Source organism: Micromonospora sp. WMMD736, assembly GCF_049179015.1.
Taxonomy (GTDB): Bacteria; Actinomycetota; Actinomycetes; order Mycobacteriales; family Micromonosporaceae; genus Micromonospora.
On record NZ_JBMHMI010000001.1, the window covers coordinates 4923460 to 4948881 of the forward strand.

Annotated in this window: 25 protein-coding genes; 16 read left to right on the forward strand and 9 right to left on the reverse strand. The window is 72.2% G+C overall.

The annotated features are described in order from the left end of the window. Window positions 1-176: 176 nt before the first annotated feature. From ACN269_RS22290 to ACN269_RS22300, 3 genes are all read left to right on the forward strand, one after another. A complete protein-coding gene (locus ACN269_RS22290) occupies window positions 177-482 on the forward strand; it encodes a type II toxin-antitoxin system VapB family antitoxin (protein WP_421474237.1) in 306 nt (101 codons plus the stop codon). A gap of 93 nt (window positions 483-575) precedes the next feature. Beyond that, the gene (locus ACN269_RS22295; protein ID WP_421474238.1) at window positions 576-1736 is read left to right on the forward strand and encodes an acyl-CoA dehydrogenase family protein; all 1161 of its coding nucleotides are present in this window, start codon (window positions 576-578) and stop codon (window positions 1734-1736) included. Window positions 1737-1835: 99 nt separating this feature from the next. Beyond that, window positions 1836-2630, forward strand: a complete 795-nt coding sequence (locus ACN269_RS22300) for a DUF4230 domain-containing protein (protein WP_421474239.1) — start codon at window positions 1836-1838, stop codon at window positions 2628-2630. Between the two features lie 497 nt (window positions 2631-3127). Here ACN269_RS22300 and ACN269_RS22305 read toward each other — a convergent pair whose 3' ends face one another. Further along, window positions 3128-3337, reverse strand: a complete 210-nt coding sequence (locus ACN269_RS22305) for a PspC domain-containing protein (protein ID WP_355049178.1) — start codon at window positions 3335-3337, stop codon at window positions 3128-3130. A gap of 543 nt (window positions 3338-3880) precedes the next feature. Between ACN269_RS22305 and ACN269_RS22310 the strand changes: the two genes are divergently transcribed. The 10 genes from ACN269_RS22310 to ACN269_RS22355 all read left to right on the forward strand — a co-directional run bounded on the left by ACN269_RS22310 (window position 3881) and on the right by ACN269_RS22355 (window position 17467). Beyond that, entirely contained in the window at window positions 3881-5251 is a 1371-nt protein-coding gene (locus tag ACN269_RS22310) for an L-serine ammonia-lyase (protein WP_421474240.1), read from the forward strand. 72 nt (window positions 5252-5323) lie between these two features. After that, window positions 5324-6151: an ABC transporter permease gene (locus ACN269_RS22315; protein ID WP_357393085.1), complete on the forward strand. Its 828-nt coding sequence runs from the start codon at window positions 5324-5326 to the stop codon at window positions 6149-6151. Window position 6152: 1 nt separating this feature from the next. After that, the gene (locus tag ACN269_RS22320; protein WP_421474241.1) at window positions 6153-6899 is read left to right on the forward strand and encodes an ABC transporter ATP-binding protein; all 747 of its coding nucleotides are present in this window, start codon (window positions 6153-6155) and stop codon (window positions 6897-6899) included. Next, window positions 6896-8932 carry a DUF5941 domain-containing protein gene (locus tag ACN269_RS22325; RefSeq protein ID WP_421474242.1) on the forward strand — a complete coding sequence of 679 codons (2037 nt, stop codon included), beginning with the start codon at window positions 6896-6898 and terminating at the stop codon, window positions 8930-8932. The genes ACN269_RS22320 and ACN269_RS22325 overlap by 4 nt, the downstream gene beginning before the upstream one ends. A 16-nt stretch (window positions 8933-8948) precedes the next feature. Beyond that, window positions 8949-11159: a bifunctional glycosyltransferase/CDP-glycerol:glycerophosphate glycerophosphotransferase gene (locus ACN269_RS22330; RefSeq protein ID WP_421474243.1), complete on the forward strand. Its 2211-nt coding sequence runs from the start codon at window positions 8949-8951 to the stop codon at window positions 11157-11159. A 132-nt stretch (window positions 11160-11291) separates the two neighbouring features. Further along, window positions 11292-12593, forward strand: a complete 1302-nt coding sequence (locus ACN269_RS22335; protein ID WP_421474244.1) for an ABC transporter ATP-binding protein — start codon at window positions 11292-11294, stop codon at window positions 12591-12593. A 93-nt stretch (window positions 12594-12686) separates the two neighbouring features. After that, window positions 12687-13733 carry a hypothetical protein gene (locus ACN269_RS22340; protein ID WP_421474245.1) on the forward strand — a complete coding sequence of 349 codons (1047 nt, stop codon included), beginning with the start codon at window positions 12687-12689 and terminating at the stop codon, window positions 13731-13733. 62 nt (window positions 13734-13795) lie between these two features. After that, window positions 13796-14260, forward strand: coding sequence for a DUF4442 domain-containing protein (locus ACN269_RS22345; RefSeq protein WP_421474246.1), 465 nt, complete (start codon window positions 13796-13798; stop codon window positions 14258-14260). Between the two features lie 61 nt (window positions 14261-14321). Then, complete coding sequence (locus tag ACN269_RS22350) at window positions 14322-15095, forward strand: HAD family hydrolase (protein WP_421474247.1); 774 nt, start codon at window positions 14322-14324, stop codon at window positions 15093-15095. Further along, on the forward strand, window positions 15092-17467 hold the full coding sequence (locus ACN269_RS22355; protein ID WP_421474248.1) for a glycoside hydrolase family 65 protein: 2376 nt from the start codon (window positions 15092-15094) through the stop codon (window positions 17465-17467). The genes ACN269_RS22350 and ACN269_RS22355 overlap by 4 nt, the downstream gene beginning before the upstream one ends. 45 nt (window positions 17468-17512) lie before the next feature. Here the strand turns inward: ACN269_RS22355 and ACN269_RS22360 are convergent, their stop codons facing one another. Beyond that, window positions 17513-17707, reverse strand: a complete 195-nt coding sequence (locus ACN269_RS22360; RefSeq protein WP_421474249.1) for a hypothetical protein — start codon at window positions 17705-17707, stop codon at window positions 17513-17515. A 159-nt stretch (window positions 17708-17866) separates the two neighbouring features. On the opposite strand from ACN269_RS22360, the gene ACN269_RS22365 reads away from it, so the two are divergent. After that, on the forward strand, window positions 17867-18544 hold the full coding sequence (locus tag ACN269_RS22365) for a dienelactone hydrolase family protein (protein WP_421474250.1): 678 nt from the start codon (window positions 17867-17869) through the stop codon (window positions 18542-18544). Between the two features lie 15 nt (window positions 18545-18559). Here ACN269_RS22365 and ACN269_RS22370 read toward each other — a convergent pair whose 3' ends face one another. Next, window positions 18560-19714: an AI-2E family transporter gene (locus tag ACN269_RS22370; protein ID WP_421474251.1), complete on the reverse strand. Its 1155-nt coding sequence runs from the start codon at window positions 19712-19714 to the stop codon at window positions 18560-18562. A gap of 201 nt (window positions 19715-19915) precedes the next feature. Here ACN269_RS22370 and ACN269_RS22375 point away from each other — a divergent pair, with 201 nt between their 5' ends. Beyond that, the gene (locus tag ACN269_RS22375) at window positions 19916-20086 is read left to right on the forward strand and encodes an antitoxin (RefSeq protein ID WP_396832127.1); all 171 of its coding nucleotides are present in this window, start codon (window positions 19916-19918) and stop codon (window positions 20084-20086) included. Window positions 20087-20156: 70 nt separating this feature from the next. On the opposite strand, the gene ACN269_RS22380 is transcribed toward ACN269_RS22375, so the two are convergent. Beyond that, window positions 20157-20765, reverse strand: a complete 609-nt coding sequence (locus ACN269_RS22380; RefSeq protein WP_421474252.1) for a hemerythrin domain-containing protein — start codon at window positions 20763-20765, stop codon at window positions 20157-20159. A 180-nt stretch (window positions 20766-20945) separates the two neighbouring features. On the opposite strand from ACN269_RS22380, the gene ACN269_RS22385 reads away from it, so the two are divergent. Next, a complete protein-coding gene (locus ACN269_RS22385; RefSeq protein ID WP_421474253.1) occupies window positions 20946-22265 on the forward strand; it encodes an FUSC family protein in 1320 nt (439 codons plus the stop codon). Between the two features lie 8 nt (window positions 22266-22273). On the opposite strand, the gene ACN269_RS22390 is transcribed toward ACN269_RS22385, so the two are convergent. From ACN269_RS22390 to ACN269_RS22410, 5 genes are all read right to left on the reverse strand, one after another. Beyond that, a complete protein-coding gene (locus tag ACN269_RS22390) occupies window positions 22274-22918 on the reverse strand; it encodes a C39 family peptidase (protein WP_421474254.1) in 645 nt (214 codons plus the stop codon). 224 nt (window positions 22919-23142) lie between these two features. Next, window positions 23143-23550: a pyridoxamine 5'-phosphate oxidase family protein gene (locus ACN269_RS22395; RefSeq protein WP_421474255.1), complete on the reverse strand. Its 408-nt coding sequence runs from the start codon at window positions 23548-23550 to the stop codon at window positions 23143-23145. A gap of 30 nt (window positions 23551-23580) precedes the next feature. Continuing rightward, the gene (locus tag ACN269_RS22400) at window positions 23581-23919 is read right to left on the reverse strand and encodes a hypothetical protein (protein ID WP_421474256.1); all 339 of its coding nucleotides are present in this window, start codon (window positions 23917-23919) and stop codon (window positions 23581-23583) included. A gap of 74 nt (window positions 23920-23993) precedes the next feature. After that, window positions 23994-24791, reverse strand: coding sequence for a hypothetical protein (locus ACN269_RS22405; protein ID WP_421474257.1), 798 nt, complete (start codon window positions 24789-24791; stop codon window positions 23994-23996). 236 nt (window positions 24792-25027) lie between these two features. Then, entirely contained in the window at window positions 25028-25381 is a 354-nt protein-coding gene (locus ACN269_RS22410) for a hypothetical protein (RefSeq protein ID WP_421474258.1), read from the reverse strand. Between the last annotated feature and the right edge of the window lie 41 nt (window positions 25382-25422).

A 25422-nucleotide genomic window follows, 5' to 3' on the forward strand; every position in this document is an offset into this window, starting at 1 on the left:
CGTTCGTCCGGTTGAGGATCGGACGAGCGATGGCGAAACTGACATCGGGGAGCAGAACGTCGCGTGCGTGGGGCCGCTAGGCTGGCACGGTCATCGGCGCCGCGCCGCGCGGCGCCCGTCGCAGCCCGGCTCGGCGCCGTCGGTCCGTCCGGTCACGGGGAGGGGAGCGTGCCGTCGTGATCTTCAGAGCGGTCCGGGATGGGCGTCCCTACCCGGAGCACAACCTGACGCTCAAGCAGTGGGCGGAGATCCCGCCCCGTCCGCTGCGTCTGGATCAGTTGATCACCACCAAGCGCGAGTTGGCGCTCGACAAGCTCCTCGCCGAGGACTCGACCTTCTACGGCGACCTCTTTCCGCACGTCGTGCAGTGGAGCGGTGGCCTCTACCTGGAGGACGGGTTGCACCGCGCGCTGCGCGCCGCGCTGCAACAGCGCAACCAGATCCACGCCCGGGTCCTGGTGCTCGCCGAGCCCGCCGACTGAACGGCGCGGCCATCGGGTGAGCGGCGCGGCCATCGACTGTGCGGCGCGGGATCGACTGTGCGGCCCGGCCTGAGGCTTCACTAAGGTGGCGGCATGACTGCCCTCGATCTGCTCGACCTGGACCCGTCGCTCACCGAGGAGGAGCGGCAGATCCGCGACGTCGTCCGCCGACTCGTCGACGACCGGGTCCGCCCGCACGTCGCCGACTGGTACGAGGAGGGCCGCGTGCCGGCCCGCGAGCTGGCCCGGGAGTTCGGCAAGCTCGGCCTGCTCGGAATGCACCTGAGCGGGTACGGCTGCGCGGGAGCGTCCGCCGTCGCGTACGGGCTGGCGTGTCAGGAGTTGGAGGCCGCCGACTCCGGTGTCCGCTCGCTGGTCTCGGTGCAGGGCTCGCTGGCCATGTACGCCATCTGGCGCTACGGCAGCGAGGAGCAGAAGCAGCGCTGGCTGCCCCCGATGGCGACCGGCGAGGCGATCGGCTGCTTCGGCCTCACCGAGCCGGACCACGGCTCCGACCCGGGTTCCATGGCCACCCGGGCCCGCCGGGACGGCGACGACTGGGTGCTCACCGGCGGGAAGATGTGGATCACCAACGCGCCGATCGCCGACGTGGCCGTGATCTGGGCGCGTACCGACGACGGGGTACGCGGTTTCGCCGTACCCATGGACACGCCCGGTGTCACGGCGCGCGAGATCCGCCGCAAGATGTCGCTGCGCGCGTCGCTGACGGGCGAGATCGTGCTCGACGACGTCCGGCTCCCGGCCGACGCCCAGCTGCCCGAGGCCGTCGGGCTCAAGGCCCCGCTGAGCTGCCTGACCGAGGCCCGCCACGGCATCGTCTGGGGTGCCGTCGGCGCGGCCCGCGACTGCCTGGAAACCACCCTGGCGTACGCCATCACGCGGACCCAGTTCGGTCGACCGCTCGCCGGGTTCCAACTCACCCAGGCCAAGCTCGCCGACATGGCCGTCGAGCTGGTGAAGGCGCAACTGCTCGCGCTGCACCTCGGCCGGCTCGCCGACGCCGGCCGGCTCCGCCCCGACCAGGTGAGCGTGGGCAAGCTGAACAACGTGCGGGAGGCCCTGGCCATCGCCCGGCAGTGCCGCACCATCCTCGGCGCCAACGGCGTGTCCGGCGAGTACCCGGTGCTGCGGCACGCGAACAACCTGGAGAGCGTGCTGACGTACGAGGGCACCTCGGAGATCCACCAGCTGATCGTCGGCCAGCGGCTCACCGGGCTCTCCGCCTTCGCCTGACCTGCCCGTTTACGCATTCCCGCCGCTCGCCGCGCGGCTGTCGTACGGGGGCCGTACCGTCATTGACAGACGACGTGTCTGACGAGGACGGTGAGTGTGATGGCTCGCGACGCTGACATCAACGAGCCCACGAGGGAGTTCCCCGGTTACCCGACCGGCGACGACCTGCGGGAGCGCTCGGCCGCGACACCCGACCCGACTCCGGGCGGCCCGGATGGCCCCGATGGTCCTGGCACCGGCGGGGGCGCGGGTGGGGGTGCGGCTCGTGGGCTGCTCCTGCTGCTCGGTGCCGCCGCGCTGGCCGTGGTGGTGCTGCTCGGCGTGCAGGCGACCGGCTTCCTGCCGGACTTCCGCAACCCGTTCGCCAAGGAGCAGACCGACCGCAGTCAGCCGCCACTGCTGAAGTCGATCCAGGATCTGAGCCGCTACGTGGCGGCCGAAGGCAACTTCCAGGTCGTGGTGGACACCCAGAACGACCGGCGTAACGTCCCGGACTTCCTGCTCAACGAGCGCACCCTGTTCGTCGGGGCCGGCAGCGTCGAGGCGTACGTCGACTTCACCAAGATCGGTGAGGGCGCCATCGTGCAGTCGGCCGACGGCAAGTCCGTCGAGATCAAGCTGCCCGCTCCGCAGCTCGGCGAGACCAACCTCGACATGGAGAAGAGCTACGTCTTCGCCGAGCAGCGCGGCCTGCTCAACCGGCTCGGTGACCTGGTCGGCAACGACCCCAACAGGCAGCAGCAGATCTACCAGCTGGCCGAGGAGCGGATCACCGCCGCCGCCCGGGACAGCGGGCTCTCCGCCCGCGCCGAGGCCAACACCCGCAAGATGCTGGAGGGGCTGCTGCGCTCGCTGGGCTACCAACAGGTCACTGTCACCTACACCGCCCCCTGACCTCGGCGCCTCGGCGTCTGGTCTTCGGCGCCCTGGTCCTACACAGCGCCCGCCCCGACGATGGTCGAGGCGGGCGCTGCCCCGTCTGCCGTGTCGTCCGCCGCCGCTGCCCGGTCTGCCGCGCCTCCGCTGCCCGGTCTGCCGCGCCTCCGCTGCCCGGTCTGCCGCGCCTCCGCTGCCCGGTCTGCCGCGTCGTCGCTGCCCGGTCCGCCTGCGCTGGCCGGTCTGCCGCGTCGCCGTTGCCCGGTCCGCCTCCGTTGGCCGGCTTGCCGCGCCGCCGAACGGGATGATCCACTCCACATCACCGATCTCGGGGTATCACCCGCCCGCGGAAAGCCCCACATCGACGATGTCGAGTGGATCAAGGGCCCGGCGAGCGACGGGCTGCCAAGATCCGCGCAACTTCGGGGATCCTGCTGCCTCCGACGATCGGGAAGCAGCAGTATCCCCGAAGTTGTGACTGGCTGCGGCCGGCCTGCATCGGGGCAGGGGGTGGGTCAGTGGCCGGTGGAGGCCAGGTAGCGGTCCTCGTTGGGCATCAGGATCCAGAGGATCAGATAGACGACCACCTGGGTGCCGGGCAGCAGCAGGGACAGCAGGAACAGCAGCCGGACCATCCCGGCGGACATGCCGAACCGCTGACCGAGGCCGGCGCAGACACCGGCGAGCATGCGCCCCTGGCGGGGCCGAACCAGTTTGCGACTCATCGTCGTACTCCCACTCTGCGGCGCTGCGCCGCGTCTGCAATCCACGGTAGAAAGGGGCGGCCGCTCCGCCCTCGGTCCCGAGGAGGATCGGCGACCCGTGGACCCGTAGGTGCTTACCCGTGCGGCCTCCGCCCGACGCCTCCACGTCCCCTCGCGCCCGACGCCTCCGCGCCCGCGCCCGCGCCCGACGCCCCCGCGCCCCCGCGCCCTCGCGCCCTCGCGCGCCCTCGCGCCCCTCGGGCGTCAAGGTCGTGCTCGACCCGGGATGTAGTGGCCATCCGCCACGCCCGAGGCCACTACAACCAGGTTCGAGCGCGATCATGCGGGCCGGCGACCGTGCGGCGGCGGCGACCGTGCGGCAGGGGGCGACCGTGCGGCGGGGGCGACCGTAAGGGGTGAGCTGGGCAGGTAGGCTGACAGGTCAGGCACCCGTACCCCGGGTGACCGGCGGCCACCCGACCGGGCGGCCACGAGCGGGGCTGCCGACCGGCGGCCACGACCGGGCGGAATCCCCACACGGGTGGACGCCGAGGAAGCGCAGTCATGATCAGTGTTTTCGACCTTTTCAGCGTCGGCATCGGGCCGTCCAGCTCGCACACGGTGGGGCCGATGCGGGCGGCGCGTACGTTTGTCGCCGGGCTCAAGGCCGACGGGCTGCTCACCGACACCGCCCGCGTGCAGGCGGAGCTGTTCGGGTCGCTGGGCGCCACCGGGCACGGGCACGGCAGCGGGCCTGCGGTGCTGCTGGGGCTGGCCGGCGAGTCCCCGGAGACGGTCGACACGGACACCGTCGGGCCGCGCGTCGAGCGTATCCGTGCCGAGCGGCGGATCAGCCTCCTCGACGCGCACGAGATCGACTTCGATCCCGATCGGGATCTGACACTGCACCGTCGCCGGTCGTTGCCGTACCACCCGAACGGGATGACCTTCGCGGCCTTCGACGCGGCCGGCGAGGAGGTCAGGACCCGCACCTACTACTCGGTGGGGGGCGGTTTCGTGGTGGACGAGGCGGCGGCGGGCGCGGACAAGATCAAGCCGGACAGCACGCGGGTGCGGTACCCGTTCCTGACCGGGGCGCAACTCCTCGACGTCACGTCCCGCACCGGCCTGTCGATCAGCGAGGTGATGCTGGCCAACGAGCGCTCGTGGCGCAGCGAGGCGGAGATCCGGGCGGGCCTGCTGGAGATCTGGCGGGTGATGCGGGAGTGCGTGCAGCGGGGTTGCGAGCGGGACGGCGTACTCCCCGGGGGTTTGAAGGTCCGGCGGCGCGCGGCGGAGCTGCGGCGCGGCCTGGAGGCGGACGCGGGGACGGCCGACCCGCTGCACGCGATGGACTGGGTGACGCTGTTCGCCCTGGCGGTGAACGAGGAGAACGCGGCCGGGGGTCGGGTGGTGACCGCCCCGACGAACGGCGCGGCGGGGATCATCCCGGCGGTGCTGCACTACTACAGCCGGTTCGTCGAGGGCGCCGACGACGACGGTGTGGTGCGGTTCCTGCTGGCGGCCGGCGCGATCGGGGTGCTGTTCAAGGAGAACGCGTCGATCTCCGGCGCGGAGGTCGGCTGCCAGGGTGAGGTCGGCTCGGCGTGTTCGATGGCGGCGGCGGGCCTGGCCGAGGCGCTCGGCGGCACGCCGGAGCAGGTGGAGAACGCGGCCGAGATCGGGATGGAGCACAACCTCGGGTTGACGTGTGACCCGGTGGGTGGCCTGGTGCAGATCCCCTGCATCGAGCGCAACGCCGTGGCTAGCATCAAGGCGATCACGGCCGCCCGGCTGGCGCTGCGCGGCGACGGTGTGCACGCGGTATCGCTGGACAAGGTCATCAAGACCATGCGGGAGACGGGCGCCGACATGAAGGTCAAGTACAAGGAGACGGCGCGTGGCGGTCTGGCCGTCAACGTGATCGAGTGCTGAAGCTGGTCGATTCAGGGCATTCGTTCACCGACTGCTAACCTGGCGTCCGTTTGCGGGAGGCGGGAGGCGGCGGTGACCTCTGGCGTCGCGGCCCTGTGGTCGCACCGCAACTCGCTGCGCATCCTGGTCCGACGGGATCTGGCGGTGAAGTACCAGCAGTCGGTGCTGGGCTACTTCTGGTCGCTGATCGAGCCGCTCGGCATGGGCGCGATCTACTGGTTCGTCTTCGGCGTGCTCTACTCCCGCGACACCGGCCGGCACCTGGGCGAGGCGGCCGGGTCGTACCCGCTTTTCCTGATCACCGGCATCTTCGCCTGGATGTGGACCAGTTCGGCCCTGAGTGAGGCGACCAACGCGCTGACCGGCCAGTCCCGGCTGATCACCACGATGAACGTGCCCCGGCAGGTCTTCCCGATCGGCCGGGTCAGCGGGCGGTTCGCCGAGTACGCGGCCGGCCTGCCGATCCTGGCCGCCATCGCGGTGATCTACGCGGCGCACGGGCGGATCCACCCCGGCTGGTCGCTGCTCGCCCTGCCGCTGGCGGTGGCCGTGCAGGCCGTCCTGTTGATCGGGCTCGCCCTGCTGCTGTCGGCCTGGAACGTGCTGATGCGCGACGTGGAACGGCTGATGCGGCTGATCATCCGGGTGCTCTTCTACGCCACGCCGATCATCTATCCGCTCAGCCTGGTCCGGGAGTCCGGCCTGCCGCACTGGCTGAAGGTGGTGTACGAGCTGAACCCGCTGGTCGGGATCTTCCAGCTGCACCACGCGATCTGGTACCCGGACGAGTTTCCGGACGCCCGGCTGCTCGCCACGACGATCGCCGGCAGCCTGCTGGTGCTGGCCGCCGGCTGGTGGTCGTTCCGTCGCTTGGAGCCCGCCGTGCTCAAGGAGCTCTGACGTGGCCGCGCCGATCATCGAGGCGGACGGTCTGGGGATCCGGTTCGTCCGCAACCGTCGCCGTCAACTGCGGCTGCGGGAGCTGTTCATCCATCGGGGCGGGCGCGGCGCCCTGCCCGGCCAGTTCTGGCCGCTGCGCGATGTGTCGTTCACCGTCGAGCCGGGCGAGACGGTCGGTGTGATCGGGCGCAACGGCACCGGCAAGAGCACCCTGCTGCGGCTGATCGCCGGGGTGCTCATCCCGGACGAGGGCGAGATCCGGGTGCGTGGCGCGGTGGCGCCGCTGCTGGAGTTGTCCGCCGGTTTCTCCAACGACCTGACCGGCCGGGAGAACCTGCACCTGGTCGGTGGGCTGCACGGGCTGTCGACGAGCTACCTGAAGCGGCACTTCGACGAGATCGTCGAGTTCGCCGGTGAGCAGGTGGAGCGGGCCATCGACACGTCGGTGCGGCACTACTCGTCGGGGATGAAGGTGCGGCTGGGCTTCGCGATCATCTCGCACCTGCCGCACCCGATCCTGCTGATGGACGAGGTGACCGCGGTCGGGGACGCGGAGTTCCGCAAGAAGTGTTACGCGACGATTGATCGTCTGCTCGGGGAGGGGCGCACGCTCGTGCTGGTGTCACACAACGAAAAGGACCTGACCCGGTTCTGCCGTCGGGGGTTGTACCTCGACGCGGGCCGGTTGACGCTCGACGGCACCATCGCCGAGGCGCTCGACGCGTACCACGCCGCGGTCCCGCGGTGACGCTCGCGATCGTGCTCGCCGCCGGGACGTCCGCGGCGGGCCTCACCACCGCCAGCGGCGAGCCGCTGGCCGACCGGCTCGCCGACCAGCTGCGCCGGGCCGGGGCGGCCGAGGTGCGCTTCGCCGCCACCCTGGACGAGCTGGCCACGCTTGCCGACGCCGCCGACGGTCCGCTGCTGGTCACCGGTACCGACCTGGTGGCGCACACCGCCGTACTGCGGCACCTCGCCACCAGTCCGGTGGGACCGACCGTGGCGCTGGTGCTGGGTGACCCGCCGGCGCCGGGTCGGACGGCCGTGCGGGAGGAGCGCGGCCAGGTGGTCGACGCCGGCCCGCTGGACGCCCTCGACGGCGACGCGACCGGCGTGTTCGGTGGCGCGCTCCGGGTCGGCGTGGACGACCTGCCGACCCTCGCCGCCGCCGCGCGGGCCGCCGCCGTCGGCGCGCGTCCCGTCGCCCCGGTCGGCCCGGCCGGCGACGTCGCGCCGCTGCCGGCGGGCGGGTCCGCCGGCCACGACCCCGGGTCCGCCGTGGACCGGCTGGTCGCGGGTCTCGCGGCCCTCGGCACCCTGATCTTCGCCCAGCGGGTACGTCTGCTCGTGGCGCACCGGGTCGACGACGAGGCCGCGCTGGTCGCCGCCGAGGCGGCGGTGACCTCCGTCGACGAGGACCGGGCCGAGCTGCGGCTGTCGGTGAAGGAGCGGGACGACTTCTTCTCCACCTACTTCGTCAGCACCTGGTCGCCGTACGTGGTGCGGTTGGCGGCTCGGCTGCGGCTCACCCCGACCGGGGTGACGGTGATCTCGGTGCTCTTCGCGCTGGCCGCCGCGGTGCTGTTCGGGGTCGGTGGGCGGCTCGCGCTGGTCAGCGGCGCGGTACTGCTCTACCTGGGCTTCGTGCTGGACTGCGTGGACGGCCAGTTGGCCCGCTACACCCGACACTTCAGCGCCTGGGGCGGCTGGCTGGACACGATGGCCGACCGGGCCAAGGAGTACCTGGTCTACGCCGGGCTGGGCTTCGGCGTGAGCCACGCCGGGCTGGGCAACGGCTGGGCCCTCGCCATCGCCGCAATGACGTTGCAGACCGTCCGGCACATGACCGACACCTGGTACGGGGTACTGCACGACGAGGCGGCGCGTCGACCGCGGACCACGACGGGCGCCAGCGGCGGGATCGGTGACCGGCTGAACGCCGCGTCCACCCGGGTGCAGGCGGACACCGGCTCGGTGTCGTACTGGCTGAAGCGGACCGTGGTCTTCCCGATCGGGGAGCGGTGGGCGCTGATCGCGCTGACCGTGGCGCTGTTCAACCCGCTGGTCAGCCTCGTCGCGGTGTTGGTCTGGGGTGGGCTGGCATTCGCGTACACCGGTGCCCTGCGGACGCTGCGGGCCCGCTGGATGTGGGTGCCGGTGCTGGACACGGTCGACGCCACCCTGCACCGCGACGACGGTCCGTTGGCCCGTCGACTGCCGGTGGTCCGCCCGATGGGTCCGCTGACCCTGGCGGTGATCGCCGCGCTCGGCCCGGCGGCGCTGCTGGTCGCCGCCGGACTCGGCGACGCGCCGGACGGGCTGCGCTGGGCGGTGCCGGTGGCGTTGCTGGTGCTGCTGGCCGGCGGCCTCGGCGCGGGGGCCGCGCACAACGGGCCGTTGGACTGGCTGGTGCCGGCCGCGCTGCGGGCCGCCGAGTACCTGTTCGCGATCGCGGTCGGCGTGGTCGGTGGCGCCCCGGGATGGCTGATCTTCGGGTACGTCTTCGTGCTCACCGTGCACCACTACGACCTGACCGCCCGGTTGGAGAAGCGGCAGGCCGCGCCGCCGCTGCACGCCGCCACGCTGGGCTGGGACGGACGATCGGTGCTGCTCGCCCTCCTGGGGATTGCCGGCGTCGTGAGTATCGGCATGGCTACACTCGGTGCGTACCTTCTCGTGGTTTTCGTGGTGAGCGTCGTCCTGGCCTGGTTCGTCCGGCCGGCGCGTAGCGCGCGGGCGTCGGCCGCGACGGTGGGCGCGGGAGGTGTCGCGCCGCGCTGACGAAAGGGACCGCCGGATGACCCTGATCAGTTTCGTGGTGCCGGCCTTCCGGGTGCAGGGTTATCTGCGTGAGTGCCTGGACTCGATCCTGGGCCAGCCGGAGACCGACCTCGAGCTGATCGCGGTCGACGACTGCTCGCCCGACGCGAGCGGCGAGATCATCGACGAGTACGCGGCCCGTGACCAGCGGGTCCGGGCCGTCCGGCTGTCGGAGAACGTCGGTCTCGGTCCAGCCCGCAACATCGGGTTGGACCGGGCCGTCGGCGAGTACGTGTGGTTCCTCGACGGGGACGACTGGCTGGCGCCGGACTGCCTGTCGGAGGTGGCCGAGCGCCTGCGGGCGACCCGTCCGGACGTGCTGTTGGTGGACCACGTCCGGACACACTGGAACGACACCGCCACCCGCAGCGCCATGGTCGAGGTGTTCCCGGAGTCGCCCGGTCCGGAGACGTTCGGGCTGCGGGAGCGGCCGGAGGCCATGCGGCTGCTGCACACCGCCTGGAACCGGCTGGTCCGCCGGGAGTTCCTGGTCGACCTGGGTCTGCGCTTCGCGGACGGTTGGTACGAGGACGTCTCGTTCAGCTACCCGGTGCTGATGGCGGCCCGCCGGATCGGTGTACTCGATCGGGTGTGCGTGAACTACCGGCAGCGCCGCGCCGGCGCGATCACCAAGACCCGGGGCGACCGGCACTTCGAGGTCTTCGCCCAGTGGCACCGGGTCTTCCGCCTGTTGGACGCCTGGTCACCGGCGGTGGACGCGCTGCGACCGGCGGTCTTCGAGCGGATGATCTGGCACTACCTCACCGTGCTGGGCAACGGTCAGCGGATCGCCCCCGAGCTGCGGCCGGCGTTCTTCGCGCAGATCACCGCGGACTACGCGCGGTGGCTGCCGGTCGGGGGGTACCCCGTGCCGGAGGGCGTCGAAGGGGTGAAGCACCGGCTCGTCGCGAGTGGCCGATGGCGGACGTTCAGCGCTCTGCGGGCCGCCAGCCGGGCCCGCGACACGGCCCGCACGCAGGTGCGTACCGCCCGGCGTCGGCTCGGCCCGGTGGCCCGGCGGGGTGCCCGGCTCACCCGCGACGGCCTGCTGCGCGAGTACTACCGGGCGGAGCTGCGCCGGCCCGTGGACCCGACGCTCGTCGTGTACGCGGCCTACTGGTTCCGGGGCTACTCCTGCAATCCGGCCGCGATCTACGAGGCCGCCCGCCGGCTGGCCCCCGAGGTGCGCGGGGTGTGGATCGTGCGCCGCGACCGGGTGGACTCCGTGCCGGACGGGGTGGAGTACGTGGTCGCCGGCACGCCGGCCTACTACCGGGTGCTCGCCCGCGCCCGGTGGCTGGTCAACAACGTGAACTACCCGGACTTCGTCCGTAAGCGGCCGGAGCAGGTGCACGTGCAGACCCATCACGGCACGCCGGTCAAGGTGATGGGGCTGGACCAGCAGCGCTATCCGATCGGCGCGGGCCGGATGGACTTCGCCGGCCTGCTGCGCCGGGTGGACCGTTGGGACTACAGCGTCAGCTCCAACAGTTTCTCCACCCAGATGTGGGATCGGGCCTATCCGGCCACGTACGCCACGCTGGAGGTGGGTTATCCGCGCAACGATCGGCTGGTCACTGCCGGTCCCGACGAAGTGTCCCGGCTGCGCGCCGAGTTCGGCCTCGCCCCCGACGAGCAGGTGGTGCTGTACGCCCCGACGCACCGCGAGCACCTGCCCGGTTACCGGCCGCCGTTCGACCCGGACCGGTTCGTCGACGTGTTGGGTGGCTCGGGCCAGCTGCTGATGCGCAGCCACTACTTCCATGACCGGGAGCGCCGGCCCGGCCGTCCGTCGGAGTTCCACCGGGTCCGTGACGTCAGCGGCCACCAGCGGGTGGAGGACCTCTACCTGGTCGCCGACGTGCTGGTCACCGACTACTCCTCGGCGATGTTCGACTATGCGGTGCTGGACCGGCCCATCGTGCTCTACACACCGGACTGGGAGGCGTACCGCCTGGCCCGGGGGGTCTACTTCGACGTCACGGCGGAGCCACCGGGCGCGGTGGCCGCCACGTTCGCCGACCTGCTCGACCTGTTCCGCACCGACGCGGTGCGTTCGGACGCGTCGAACAAGGCCCGCGAGCGCTTCCGCAGCCGGTTCTGCGGGCTGGACGACGGGCGGGCTGCCGAGCGGGTGGTGCGCCGGGTTTTCCTCGGCGAGCTGCCTGAACAGCCGCGGGGCTGCTGACCGCTCGGTCCCCCGTACGCCGTGTAATGGTGGCGTCATAAGCCGAACATGAGACGTTTACCCGATGTGCGGGACCAATGTTCCTGGTCACAGTCATCAGGAGTTCGGCCGAGAGACGTGGGGGACATGACGGTGAGCACCGTCGCACTCAAAGATGTGACAAAGGTTTTCAAGGACGGCACACTCGCCGTCGACAGCATAAATCTGGACGTGAACGACGGCGAGTTCATGGTCTTGCTGGGGCCGTCGGGCTGCGGCAAGTCCACAGTGCTGCGCATGATCGCCGGTTTGGAGGACCCGACGCAGGGCGCGGTGCTGCTCGACGGCGAACTCGCGAACGACCTGCCGCCACGCGACCGCAAGATCGCCATGGTCTTCCAGGACTTCGCGCTCTACCCGCACATGACCGTCGGCGACAACATCGCCTTCCCGCTGCGGTTGGCCGGGGTGGAGCCGGAACCGCGCGGCGAGCGGGTCACCGACGTCGCGAGCGCGCTCGGCATCAGCGACGTGCTCGGCCGCAAGCCCGGCCAGCTCTCCGGCGGTCAGCGCCAGCGGGTCGCCATGGGGCGCGCGATCGTCCGGCGACCCGGGCTGTTCCTGATGGACGAGCCGCTGTCGAACCTGGACAGCGGGCTGCGCGCCGAGCTGCGGGCGGAGATCTCCGGGCTGACCCGGGAGCTGGGCGTCACCACCGTCTACGTGACCCACGACCAGGCCGAGGCGCTGACCATGGCCGACCGGGTGGCGATCATGCGTCGTGGTGTGCTCCAGGACGTCGGCACGCCCACCCAGGTCTACGGCCGACCGGCGACGCTCTACGTGGCCGCGTTCCTGGGCAGCCCCCGGATGAACCTGCTGGAGGCGTCGGTCTACGTCCACCTCGACCGGTACATCGCGCTCAACCTCGGCGAGCAGTCGCTCTACCTGCCCTGGAACGACATCCGCAGCCGGGCCGTGGCGCACTACCACGGCGAGCGGATCGTGGTCGGCATGCGGGCCGAGGCGCTCACCCCGGTCGCTCCGGACAGCCCCGGTGACGTGCTGCGCGGCCGGATCCGTTACCTGGAGCACCACGGGCACGAGTCGCTGGCGTTCCTCGACATCGGGGCGACCGCGATCATGGTGGACGAGATGGGCGCACCGCTCGACCCGCCGCCGGTGGGCCAGCGGGGTCTGCGCCGGTTCGGCGCGGTGATGCAGCGGCTCACCGGCAAGCCGGTGGAGTCCGAGGAGGTGCCGAACGCCTCGTCGCGGACGACCAGCGTGCTGCCCGACCCGGGTCGGCACCACCGCCGTCCGGCGGAGCTGGCGGTGCGACTCGCGCCGTACCCGGCGGTCACCGCCGGGCATCCGCTCGCCGTGTCGGTCCGGATGGACGCGCTGCACTTCTTCGACGAGCGCGGCGCACGCATCGACGTGGGATGGCGGTGACGCCACGCCGGAGCGGGGTGGCGGCCCGCCCGTCCGGTGCCCTACCGTCTGCGCACCCAGTCCATTTAGTGCCTGACCGAGAGGGGTGCCCCCGTGTCGGGTGACCGTCCCAGTCCGCTCGTCATCGAGCGCATCCTGCGGGACCGCCAGGGCATCTGGCAGCAGATCGTGGCCGAGGGCGACCTCAACGCCCTGACCGGGCGGATGCTGGCCAGCTCCGCCATCGCCCTGGCCTGTTACGGGGCGGTGCTCGGTGCGTTCCACAGCCCGCTGATGGCGTTGACGTCCGCGCTGAAGCTGCCCCTGCTGTTCCTGGTGACGCTGGCCATCTGCCTGCCCACGCTCTACCTGTTCAACCTGGTGTTCGGCGCCCGGCTCTCGGTGCGTCAGTCGTTGGCGCTGGTGATGGTGGCGATCACCGTCACCTCGATGCTCGCGGTGGCGTTCGCGCCGATCAGTCTCTTCTTCCTGATCACCGCACCGGACTACGGCTTCTTCAAGCTGCTCAACGTCGCGATCCTGACGCTGTCGGCGCTTGTCGGGCTGCGCTTCCTGACCGGTGGCATGCAGGTGCTCAACGACCACGGCCTGCTCGCCCCGGCGACGGGCGCGACGGCCACGGCCAGCGCCCCGGCCCAGGTCGCCGCCCCGGCGGCGGCCAGCGCGCCGGCCCAGGTCGACGCTCCGGTCGCCGTGCCCGCCGGGGGCACTCCGACCACTGCGACGGCGGGTGCCGCCGAGCCGGTGGCGGTTCCGGCCGGCGCGGCGGCCGCGTCGGCGGCGAACGGTGCCGCGCCCGACGGCGCGAGCGCCACGACCACCACGCCGGCCCCGGCGACTGTTCCCGCGCAGTGGGGCGGACAGCCCGGTACCGCGTTCCCGCCCGGCATGGTGCCGCCGGGCTACCCGGCGCAGCAGCGCCACTGGGTCAACCCGCCGGCCCGGCGGGTCGAGCCCACGCAACGCCCAGCCAGCATGACGCTGCTCTACATCTGGATCCTGCTCTTCGGCTTCGTGGGCACCCAGTTGGCGTGGACGCTGCGTCCGTTCTTCGGCGACCCGGGTCAGGATTTCTCGCTCTTCCGCAGCATCGACGGCAACTTCTACGCGGAGATCCTGCGCACGATCGCCAACCTCTGACCGGGTCGAAGTCGGGGAGATCCCTGGTTGCCGGCTTGGTTACCGGGAAGTAACGTCAGCTCATGACCATCGACTCCCGCCAGGTGGCGGCCGGCATCCTGCAGGCGGTGCCGTTCGCCCGCACGCTCGGCATCGAGTTCGTCGAGGTGGCGCCCGAGGCGGACGGCGGCGTGCGGGCCGTCGTCCGGCTCCCCGACACGCCCGCCACCCACAACCACGTGGGTGGCCCGCACGCCGGGGCGATGTTCACGCTCGGCGAGACGGCCTCCGGCGCGGTCGTGCTGGCCGCCTTCGGGCAGCTGCTCGACCGGGCCGTGCCGCTCGCCGTCCGGGCCGAGATCGCCTACCGCAAGCTGGCCCTGGGGGCGGTGCGGGCGACCGCGCGACTCGCGCGTCCGGCGTCGGAGGTGGTCGCGGAGCTGGAGTCCGGTCAGCGGCCCGAGTTCGGAGTCGAGGTGGAGATCGCCACCGAGGACGGCACGCCCACGTCGGCCATGACGGTGATCTGGACCCTGCGGCCCAACTGAGCCGGCCCGCCGGCGGCGCAAAACGGGTTTGCGGACCCAGCCGGGTGGTTAGATTCGTACCGTGCTGGGCCTACCTGCTCATGTGACCGCCTGTCTCTTCGATCTGGACGGTGTGCTGACGCAGACCGCCCGGGTGCACAACGCCGCCTGGACCGAGACGTTCGACGAGTTCCTGCGCAAGCGCGCCGCGGCAACCGGGCAACCCTTCCAGCCGTTCGATCCCGGCCCCGACTACAACCGCTACGTCGACGGCCGACCCCGTGCCGACGGCGTCCGGTCGTTCCTCGCCTCCCGGGGGATCGTGCTCCCCGAGGGCAGCCCGGACGATCCGCCGGACGCCGACACGGTCAACGGCATCGGCAACCGCAAGAACGTCCTCCTGCTGGACCGGCTGCGCACCTCCGGCGTCGAGGTGTACCCGGGCTCGGTGCGCTACCTGCGGGCGGCCACCGCCGCCGGGCTGCGACGGGCGGTGGTCACCGCGAGCGCCAACGGACGCGAGGTGGTCGCCGCCGCCGGGCTCGCGGACCTGCTCGAAGCGCGGGTCGACGGGGTCGTGGCCCGGGAGCAGCAGCTGCGCGGCAAGCCGCACCCCGACACCTTCCTGGCCGGCGCCCGGATCCTGGGCGTCGACCCGGCGCAGGCCGCCGTCTTCGAGGACGCGCTCTCCGGGGTGGCCGCCGGCCGGGCCGGCGGCTTCGGGTACGTGGTCGGTGTCGACCGGGTCGGGCAGGCCGACGAGCTGCTGGCCCACGGCGCCGACATCGTGGTGCAGGATCTCGCCGACCTGCTCGACGGGGGCGACGCCGCGCCCGGCGATCGGGGGCACGCGTGATCCGGGAGCGGGCCTATCCCGTCGAGCCCTGGCACATCCGGGAGACCCGCCTCGACATGGACGTGCTGGCCCAGTCGGAATCGGTCTTCGCGCTCTCCAACGGGCACGTCGGCCTGCGCGGAAACCTCGACGAGGGCGAGCCGCACGGGCTGCCCGGCACCTACCTCAACTCGTTCTACGAGCTGCGTCCGCTGCCGTACGCGGAGGCCGGTTACGGCTTCCCCGAGTCGGGGCAGACCATCGTCAACGTCACCAACGGCAAGCTGATCCGCCTGCTCGTCGACGACGAACCGCTCGACGTGCGCTACGGCGAGCTGCTGTCCCACGAGCGGATCCTCGACATGCGGGCCGGCACCCTGCACCGGGAGCTGCACTGGCGCTCGCCGGCCGGCCGCGAGGTCAAGGTCCGCAGCACCCGACTCGTGTCGTTCACCCAGCGGTCGGTCGCCGCGATCAGCTACGAGGTGGAGGCCGTCGACGGCCCACTGCGGCTGATCGTGCAGTCCGAGCTGGTGGCCAACGAGTCGCTGCCCGCGCAGAGCAAGGACCCCCGGGTCGCGGCGGTGCTGGAATCGCCGTTGCAGGCCGAGGAGGAGCTGACCACCCCGGACGGTGGCCAACTCATCCACCGGACGAAGGTGTCCGGGCTGCGGGTCGCCGCCGCCATGGAGCACGAGGTGCACGGTCCGGACCACACCACCATCGAGTCCGAGGGGTACGAGGACTGGGTGCGCACCACCATCGGCTGTGTGCTCCGGCCGGGCGAGAAACTGCGGGTGGTCAAGTATCTGACGTACGGCTGGTCGAGTCGGCGGTCGTTGCCCGCGCTGCGCGACCAGGTCGGCGCGGCGCTGGCCGGCGCCCGGCTGGACGGTTGGGACGGGCTGCACCGGGAGCAGCGTGCCTACCTGGACGAGTTCTGGGACGCGGCCGACGTGCTCGTCGAGGGGGATCCGGAGATCCAGCAGGCCGTGCGCTTCGGGCTGTTCCACGTGCTCCAGGCCGGTGCCCGGGCCGAGCAGCGGCCGATCTCGGCGAAGGGGCTCACCGGCCCCGGCTACGACGGGCACGCCTTCTGGGACACCGAGATGTTCGTCCTGCCGGTGCTCACGTACACCCAGCCCAGCGCGGTGCGCAGCGCCCTGCAATGGCGGCACAGCACCCTGGAACAGGCCCGGGAGCGGGCGGCGACGCTCGGCTTCAAGGGCGCCGCCTTCCCGTGGCGGACCATCGAGGGGCCGGAGTCGTCCGGGTACTGGCCCGCGGGTACGGCGGCGTTCCACATCGCCGCCGACATCGCCGACGCGGTCCGACGTTACGTGCTGGTCACCGGGGACACCGCCACCGAGCGGGAGATCGGGCTGGAGCTGCTGGTGGAGACGGCCCGGCTGTGGCGCTCGATCGGGCACCACGACCGGCACGGTCGGTTCCACATCGACGGGGTCACCGGTCCGGACGAGTACACCGCCGTGAAGAACGACAACGTCTACACCAACCTGATGGCCCAGCGGAACCTGCTCACCGCCGCCGACGTCGTCATGCGCTACCGGGACGAGGCGTTCCACCTCGGCGTCACCGACGAGGAGGCGGCGAGCTGGCGGGACGCCGCCACGTCGATGCACGTGCCGTACGACGACGAGTTGGACGTGCACCAGCAGGTGGAGGGGTTCACCCGGTTGCAGGAGTGGGACTTCGCGCACACGCCCGCCGAGAAGTACCCGCTGCTGCTGCACTATCCGTACTTCGACCTGTACCGCAAGCAGGTCGTCAAGCAGGCCGACCTGGTGCTGGCGATGCACTGGCGGGGGGACGCGTTCACCCCCGAACAGAAGGTTCGCAACTTCCTCTACTACGAGCGCCGGACGGTGCGCGACTCGTCGCTGTCGGCCTGTACCCAGTCGGTGCTCGCCGCCGAGGTGGGCCATCCCGACCTGGCGCACATCTATCTGCGCGAGGCCGCGCTGATGGACCTGCACGACCTCAACGAGAACACCCGCGACGGCGTGCACATGGCCTCGCTGGCCGGCGCGTGGCTCGCCCTGGTCAGCGGGTTCGGCGGGCTCCGCGACCACGACGGCGAACTGTCCTTCGCGCCCCGGCTCTCCAGCCGACTCAACCGCCTGGAGTTCTCCCTCCAGTGGCGTGGGCTGGCGCTGCGGGTCGACGTCCGCCCGCACCAGACGACGTACTCCCTGCGCCACGGTGGCCCGGACGACGTCGTCGAGCTGCGGCACCACGACCAGATGGTGCGGGTCACCTGTGACGAACCGGTGACGGTGCCGGTGCCGCCGGCCGAGCCCTCGGGGCCGCCGCCGGAGCAGCCTCCGGGGCGCTCGCCGCTGCTCCGGCTTCCCGAGGACAAGCAGCAGTGACGGCCGGGGCGGGAGCACTCCCGTCCCGGCCGTCGCGCGCGTACGTCAGACCGGCTCGCCGGTCGACGGGCGTCCGATCGCGTCCCGCGGCGCAGCCGCCTTGGGATCGTCAGGGAGGCGGGCCGACGCGGCCTGGTCACCGAAGTCCTGGTCACCGACGTCCTGGTTGCGTTCGGCGTCCTGTTCACGCTGGGCGCGTTCGGTCATCTGCTGCTGCCGGGAAATCTGCTGCTTGGCCATCGTGATCCTCGCGATCCGTCGGGGCGCGGCTGCGCCTACACGGTCTGCGGTCTCCTCGTCGCGTACCCGGCGGCCCACCCGGCAAACGCCGCGATCCGGCCGCCTCCGCCGGGCGCGTGCGACGCGACGGGCGGGGTAACCCGAGCACGGAGGTGCGGCATGGACGAGCAGCACGACACGATGACCATTCCGGTTCGGGACGCCCAGCTCCCCGCCGATCTGCTGCTACCCGCCCAGCCGGTGGGCGTGGTGTTGTTCGCGCACGGCAGCGGTAGCTCCCGGCACAGTCCGCGCAACGTCGCGGTGGCGCGGGCACTGAACTCCCGCGGCCTCGCGTGCGTCCTGGTCGACCTGCTCACCCCGGACGAGGAGGAGGTGGACGCCCGGACGGCCGAACTCCGGTTCGACATCGGCATGTTGGCCAGCCGGCTGGCCGGGATCGTCGACTGGTTGGTGGCCGAACGCCCGGCGGGTGACGTGCCGATCGCTCTCTTCGGCGCGAGCACGGGTGCCGCCGCCGCGCTGGTGGCCGCCGCGTCCCGCGCCGACCGGGTGGGCGCGGTGGTCTCCCGGGGCGGCCGGCCCGACCTGGCGGGCACCGCGCTGGGCCAGGTGCGGTCTCCCACCCTGCTGCTGGTCGGCGGCCTGGACGAGGAGGTGCTGGCGCTCAACGAGCGGGCGCTCGCCGAGCTCGGGGACGTGGGCGAGCTGTGGGTGGTGCCGGGCGCCACCCACCTCTTCGAGGAGCCCGGCACGCTCGACCAGGTCGCCGAGCACGCCGGCGCCTGGTTCACCACCCAGCTGACCCGGGCGACAACCGTGACCCGTCGCGGGTGAGGGGGCGGCGCGGCGTCACCCGGCAGAGCGGCGGCGCTGCACGGTGTCGACCACGCGCCACAGGACGGCGGTGATCGGGACGCTGACGAAGGCGCCGGCGATGCCCGCGACGAGGGTGCCGGCGGTGACCGCCACCAGGATCACGGCGGGGTGCAGACGTACCTGGCGCTTCATGACCAGCGGCTCCAGCAGGTTGCCCTCGATCTGCTGCACCGCGACCACGGCGGCGAGGGTGAGCAGAGCGGTCGTCGGGCCGTTGGCGGCCAGGGCCACCAGCACCGCGACCGCGCCCGCGACCGTCGCCCCGATGATCGGGACGAAACCGCCGAGGAACGTGATCAGCGCCAGTGGCAGGGCCAGCGGCACCCGTAGCACCACCAGGGCCAGGCCGATGCCGATCGCGTCGATGGCCGCGATCATCATGGTTCCCCGGCTGTACGCGCCGAGGGTCTGCCAACCGTTCCGGCCGGCCTCGGCCACCAGGGGTCGGTTCGGGCCGGCCATCCGGGACAGCGTCCAGTGCCACATCGACCGGCCGTCCTTCAGCAGGAAGAAGAGCAGCACCAGGGCGAGCAACGCGGAACCGACGACCTCGCTGGCCGTCCGGGCGCCGGACACCGGATCCGGAGAGCTGCCGCTGAGCCCTTCCCGGGCCTGGTCGATGAGTTTGTCGAGTTGGGCCTCGCTGACCGGCAGGGTGGACGTGACGAAGTCCCGGCTCCGGTCGAGCCCCTGGGTCAGTTGTTGACTGAGCTGGTCGAACTGGCTGGCGGTCAGGTTCCACACCAGCGCTCCGACGCCCACGAGGATGCCGAGCAGCAGCAGGACGGTGAGCAGTGCGGCCAACGCCGCCGGTAGGCGCAGGCGACGCAGCCGGAGCAGCACCGGGTCCAACAGCGCGGTGAGGAAGATGGTGGCGGCAAGGGCGATGGCGAGCGGGGCCAGCAGGACGGCGATCCGACCCAGCAGGTAGAGCCCGGCGACGATCACCACCAGGCAGGCGCTCCAGAGCACCGCGGTCCGTACCGGCCACGGCAGCCCCGCCCACGCGTGCCGCGCCCCGGCGTCACCGACCGCCGCCGTACCGCCGGGTGCCGCCGCCGTGGTGTCGGTCTTCTGCGTACCGCCGGTTGCCGGCGCGGCATCCGCCCCGGGTTGGTCTGCCGTCATCTCGGCCCTCCTCGATCTCGGCGAGGTCGGTACCCGGCCGGCCGTGCGCCGACACCCGGCCGTCCGCGCGGATCGTACGCCGGCACGGGTCCGCTGGCCGGGCCTTCGCGGTCTACGCCCGGACGGAAAGCGTTTGCGCTGTCGGGACCAGGGAACGCGAGAGGGAACGACCCGAGGAGGAGGAGCGCCGTGGGTGACTTCATGGACAAGGCCAAGGACTTCGCCGACAAGCACGACAAGCAGGTCGACCAGGGCATGGAGAAGGCCGGCGACATGGCCGACAAGCGCACCGGCGGCAAGTACGGCGACCAGATCGACAAGGGCGTCGACCAGGCCCAGGCGCGTACCGGCGAGGGTGACCAGGTCCGCTGACGTACCGGACGTGTCCCGGGCCGCCGAGAGATCGGCGACCCGGGACCGTCCTGTGCGGAGCGTCCGTCGATCAGCGCTGCTGCTGCTGCTCGCGTAGCTCGTCCATCGAGGTCGGCCGGTTACTCAGCGCGTCCCGTATCCGGTCGATCATCCCCGTTCCGGGGGCGAGCAGCTTGTTCGCCGGTGGGTGGTCCGGTGCGCTCGGGTGCGGGCGGGTCGGCGCGATCTTCTTGAACGCGGTCACCTTGCCGGCCAGCTCGACCAGCTCCTCCCGGGCGGTGGCGGCGCGTAGCCGAGGGAAGAGATCGTTCTCCTCGTCCTGCACGTGGTGACGGATGGTGCTGGTCAGGTGGGCCAGCAACTCGTCGAAGCGGGGATCGGACGGGTCCACCGACTCCAGGTCCTTCATCGTGCGCTCGGCGTCGGAGTGCTCGGTGATCTCGTGCTCGGCGATCTGGTCGCCGTCGGGCAGCGCCTTGCGGGCCGTCGGATAGACGTACGCCTCCTCGGCCACGGCGTGCCGGACCAGCTCGGCGATCACCACGTCGGCGAGCTGACGGCGGTACTCGGGCGTACCCTGCCGCGTCTCCAACTCGACGAAGAGGGTCTCGACCTCACGGTGGTCGGCGACGAGGACGTCGACGACATCCTGCTCCCCGGTGCTCTGTGGACTGCTCATCTGGGCCCCTTACCGGTTGCGGATCGGTGGGTGTGTGGCCCCTGGTACCCCCCACCGATCGAGCAAACCTACGAACGCCGATGGATTCGCGCTCCGGTCACCGCTGGTGCCGCCGGTGCCGCTGGGTACCGTGGGGCGCGACGGCACGATTGACCGGGCTTCCCGGGGGTAACCGCCGCCATGCCCGAGGACCGTCCACCGGCCGACCGTGACCTGTCGCGGCTCGACGAGGCCGCCGAGCGCGGCGGCCGGGCGGTCGAACGGGTGCGGCACCGCAGCGGCCAGGCTGGCCGGATCCGTGCCCGGCAGTGGGAGATCACCCTGGTGATCGCCGTCCAGAGCGGTCTGGCGGCGGCGCTCGCGGCCCAGATCGCCACGCACTTCCTCGGCCCGGGATCACACGTCTTCGCCCCCGCCGCCGCGGTCGGCACCATCGCCACCGCCATCGGGCAGCGGGCCCGGCGCACCTTCGAACTGCTAGCCGGTGTCGGCCTGGGCATCGTCATCGGTGACACGCTGCGCGTCATCTTCGGCTCGGGACCGTGGCAGACCGGGGTCATCGTCGCCCTGGCCATCGCCAGCGCCCTCCTGGTGGCCGGAAAGGGCGGGCCGCTGGTCGGTCAGGCCGGCGGTACCGCCGTACTGATCGCCACGCTGGCCCCGATGGACCGCGGCCTGGAGGTACCCCGGATCGTCGACGCGCTCGTGGGTGGGATGGTCGGTCTGGTGGTGGTCGCACTGCTGCTGCCGGTCAACCCCATGCGGGTGCTGGACCGGGCCGCCACACCGATCTTCACGATCCTCTGCGAACAACTCGACCAGCTGGGGCAGGCGCTCCGGCAGCGCGACAGCGGTCGGACGAGACGCGTCCTGGACAGGCTGCGCGGCACCGAGGGGGACATTGGTCGACTGCACGACGCGCTCAGTGGCGCGGAGGAGGTGGTGACGATCGCACCCGCCCGTTGGCACCGCCGCCAGCAGTTCCACAGGTACGCCCGCAGCGCCGAGAACCTCGAACGGCTGCTGCTGGACAGTCGCGCCCTCGCCCGCTGGTCGACGACCGCCCTTCAGTACGACGAGCCGATCCCACCTGAGTTGCCGGACGCGGTCGGCCGGCTGGGACAGGCGGTGGTGGAGATGCGGACGGAGTGCCTGAGCAGCGGTGATCCGCAGCGCACCCGGGAACTCGTCGAGGAGTGTGCCGAGCTGGCTGGTCGAGCCGGCGCGAAGGGCGTCAGGTCGTTCGGCGACGCGATCGTCACCGGACTGCGTACCGCCTCCAGTGACCTGCTGCGGGCGGTCGGCTACGACGCGGACGACGCCAACCGGATCGTGCGCAGGGCGGCCGGCGCCGGCGGGTCGGCCGTCTCGCCGCCGGCCCGCCGTCAGCTGCGCCGGGCCCGGCCGACGAGAGCCGCCCGCGCACGTCGGCGGGCGCATCTCGCCAACCGGAGAGGCGACCGGGCCGGCTCCTCCGCAGGGGAGAGGCCGGCCCGGTGAGCGTCGGGTCAGGAGGAGTAGCCGCGCTCGGCGATCCAGTTGGCGACCTTCGGCAGGGTCATCCAGTACTCGCCCAACGCCGGGTCGGCCGGGTCGGCGACCCGGACGAGGTCGCCACCGTCGCGGTAGCCGACGAGCGTCAGGTAGTGGCCACCCTCGTACGAGTGCGGGTTGCCGTCGGTGTCGACGGTCGTGCCCTTGATGTTGGCGACCACCGGGCGACCGGCGTCGATGGCGGCCAGCACGTCCCGGCGCAGCTGCTCGACCTGGTCGGGGCGGGCCACCGAGTCACGGATCTCGGTGGTCCGGTAGTGACCGCCGGTCAACTCGTTCAGCACGCGGGTGGTGTCGAGGGCGGACGGGGTGCCCGCCTCGGTGGTGCCGAGCAGCTTGGCCACGTCGTCCTGGGAGAGCGCCTTGCCCTGGGCCGAGAGCGCGATGCGGGTCGCGGCCGGGCCGCAGTAGAAGAAGTTCGGCTGGGCCTGGTAGTCGATGTCGAGGATCCGCTCGGCGCTGCGGTTGGTCTGGCTCGACGTGGACGGGGTGGCCTGCGCGGGGGCGGCCTGCGCGGCGACGGCGGGGCCGAGGGCGCAACCGCCGGCGACGAGCAGGCCGACGACGGACAGGCCGCTCTTCTGCACGATCGGGTTCATGGTCGAGTCTCCGTTCGGGGGTAGCCGCCTCCGTGGCGGTCTCGGCCGTGGTTACCGGGGACGTAACGGCCCTGCTCCGGGCGGCATTCCACCGCCGGCTGCCGGTGTGGGCCGTCGCGACCTGGCGTAACGACCGCCGACGGTGCGGGATTCCGCGTGGCGTGTGGCGCACGGTTACCACCCCGCAGGGCGGGATCAACCCGACATAAGTGACGTAAGGGACGTCAGAGGCTGCCGAGTAGCCCCGTCACGGTGATCTCGATGACCACCCGCTCCGGATTCGGGCGCGGGGTCCGATACCGCTCGGCGTACCGGCGCTCCGCCTCCGCGACAGAGGCTCGATCCGATCGGAGCACCGCCCGGCCCTCGATCGTCAGCCAGCGACGGCCGTCCACGTGGCAGACGGCCACCGGAGTGCCGTCCGCCCCGGCGGCGGCCACCCGCCGAGCCTTGCGGGACGTACCCGAGGTGATCACGCGGGCCAGCCCGGCCGCCGGATCGAGAGTGACCCCGACCGGCACCACGTGCGGGGTGCCGTCGGCGCGCACGGTGGTCAGCGTCGCGAGGTGCCGCTCAGCGCAGAACGCCGCCACCCGGTCGTCGTGGATGTCCAGTCGATGATCACCGGCCACCTGCGTCTCCCGTCCTGCGCGCCAACCTGATCATCGTACGGAGCGGGTGCGGTCCGGGGTCGACGGACCGTCCGGCTGCCCGGGTAGACGACGGCCCTCCGACCGGCGCTTGTGCACGAGCCGCGTGAGGTAGATCAGCGCGCCGGCCAGGACGCCCATGTCGTCCAGATAGATCGGGTCCGGGAGGATGTCCACCGGGAAGATCGTGTAGATCAACGCCCCGTAGAAGGCCACCTTGCCGCCCGCGCCGAGCCCGGTGAGCAGCCGCCTCGTACGCACCACCCGCACCGCCAGCACCACCGCGCCGACCAGTGTGGCGAGCGCCAGGATGCCGGCGACCACCACGAGGACCCACGACTGTCGGGACATGCCGTCACGCTAACCCACCGACGCCGACCCGGCCCGGAACGGCCGTCCCGGGCGAATCGTGAGCCGCGCCCGGGTCAGAACGCCGGCACCGCCGCGCGGCCGCGGGCGACCACCGCGTTCTCCCGGGTCTGCTCGACGGCGGGCCGCAGGACCTCGCTGAGCGGCAGCACCGAGGCCGACTCCGCCGTCCGCCGTCCGGTGGCCGCGTGGACCTCCACACGGAGGCTGCGCGCCGCCGCCACGGCCAGCTCCGCAGCCCGCCAGGCTGCCTGCTCGGTCTGCACCGCGGCCGCGTGCTTGGCCGAAAGGTTGTCGCGGATGGCCCGTTGCAGCACGAGCTCCTGCTCGACGGGGTGCAGACGCGGATCCCAGCCGTTCCGGTGGGCGAAGACGTCACTGAGTTGCTCCACCGACAGTTCCCGCCGCCAGTACGCGTCCAGCGCGGCCCGGTGCAGGTAGCGCTCGCGGTCGGCGTACTCGGCGGGTGTCCGGGTGGTCTGCGGCAGCGGCATCGCAGCGGCCCCGCCGAGCCGGCGTACACCCGCCTCGGCGGCCTCCAACGCCTGCCAGGCGACCTCGACGGTCTCCTGCGCGGCCACCCACTCGGCCCGACGGCGCTGGGCCGTGGCGGTGGCGCGTTCGGCGGCCACCGCGATCTCCTGCGCGTAGCGGCGCTGTTCCCGCTGCTCCTGCACCTGTTCGAGGTGGCTGGGCATGGCCGCGTCGCGGATGCGGGCGGCCGGGTCGAGGCGGAGGCGTCCGGGTCGTACCAGGAGCGCGGCGACGGCGAACACGACCACCCCGAGCAGGCTCAGCCAGATGGCGGCGGCCCGGGGTACGTCGGGCAGGACGGCGGAGAGGACGGTCTGCATGATCAGCACCTCGCGGTCGGATGACGGTGTCGAGGAATGGGTCCCGACCGCAACGGGCCGTCGCTTCGACGCGTCGGGCTCCGAGTGGTCGGGGATGAGCTGTTCCGATGGCGGGCCGGGGCGCAGAGCCGTCGCGGGGCGGGGCGTGCCCGAGCGGGCGCGGCTGCGCGTCAGGCACCCGGACGACGACCCGGATGCGGGTCGGGCGAAGCGGTGGGTGACCTGGCGGACCGGGGTCAGCGGGCGGGAGGGCCGCGTCGGGGCGGGATACCGCCACCGGGCACCTCAGCCGGCGTGTGCTCCGCGCCCACGAGGGCCGGGCCGGCCGGTGCGGCGGCGATTCCGTCGACCAGCTGGGCAGGGGCCGGCTGGCTCGTCCGCTCGGTGGCCGGTGCGGCGTCGGGCCGGACGGTGTCCACCCGGCTGCTCACGGCGGACGGACGCAGTTGCGCCTCCGCGGGCGGGGTGGCGGCGAGCGCGCCGCCGAGACCGATCGCGAGCACCAGCGCGGTGACCGCCAGCCGGGTCAGCTCCCGTAGCGACCGCAGCACGGCCCAGCGGGCCGGGCGGACCAGAGCTACGGACGACACCCGACCAACCTATCGCCCGTCGGGGCGCGGCGCAGCACGGC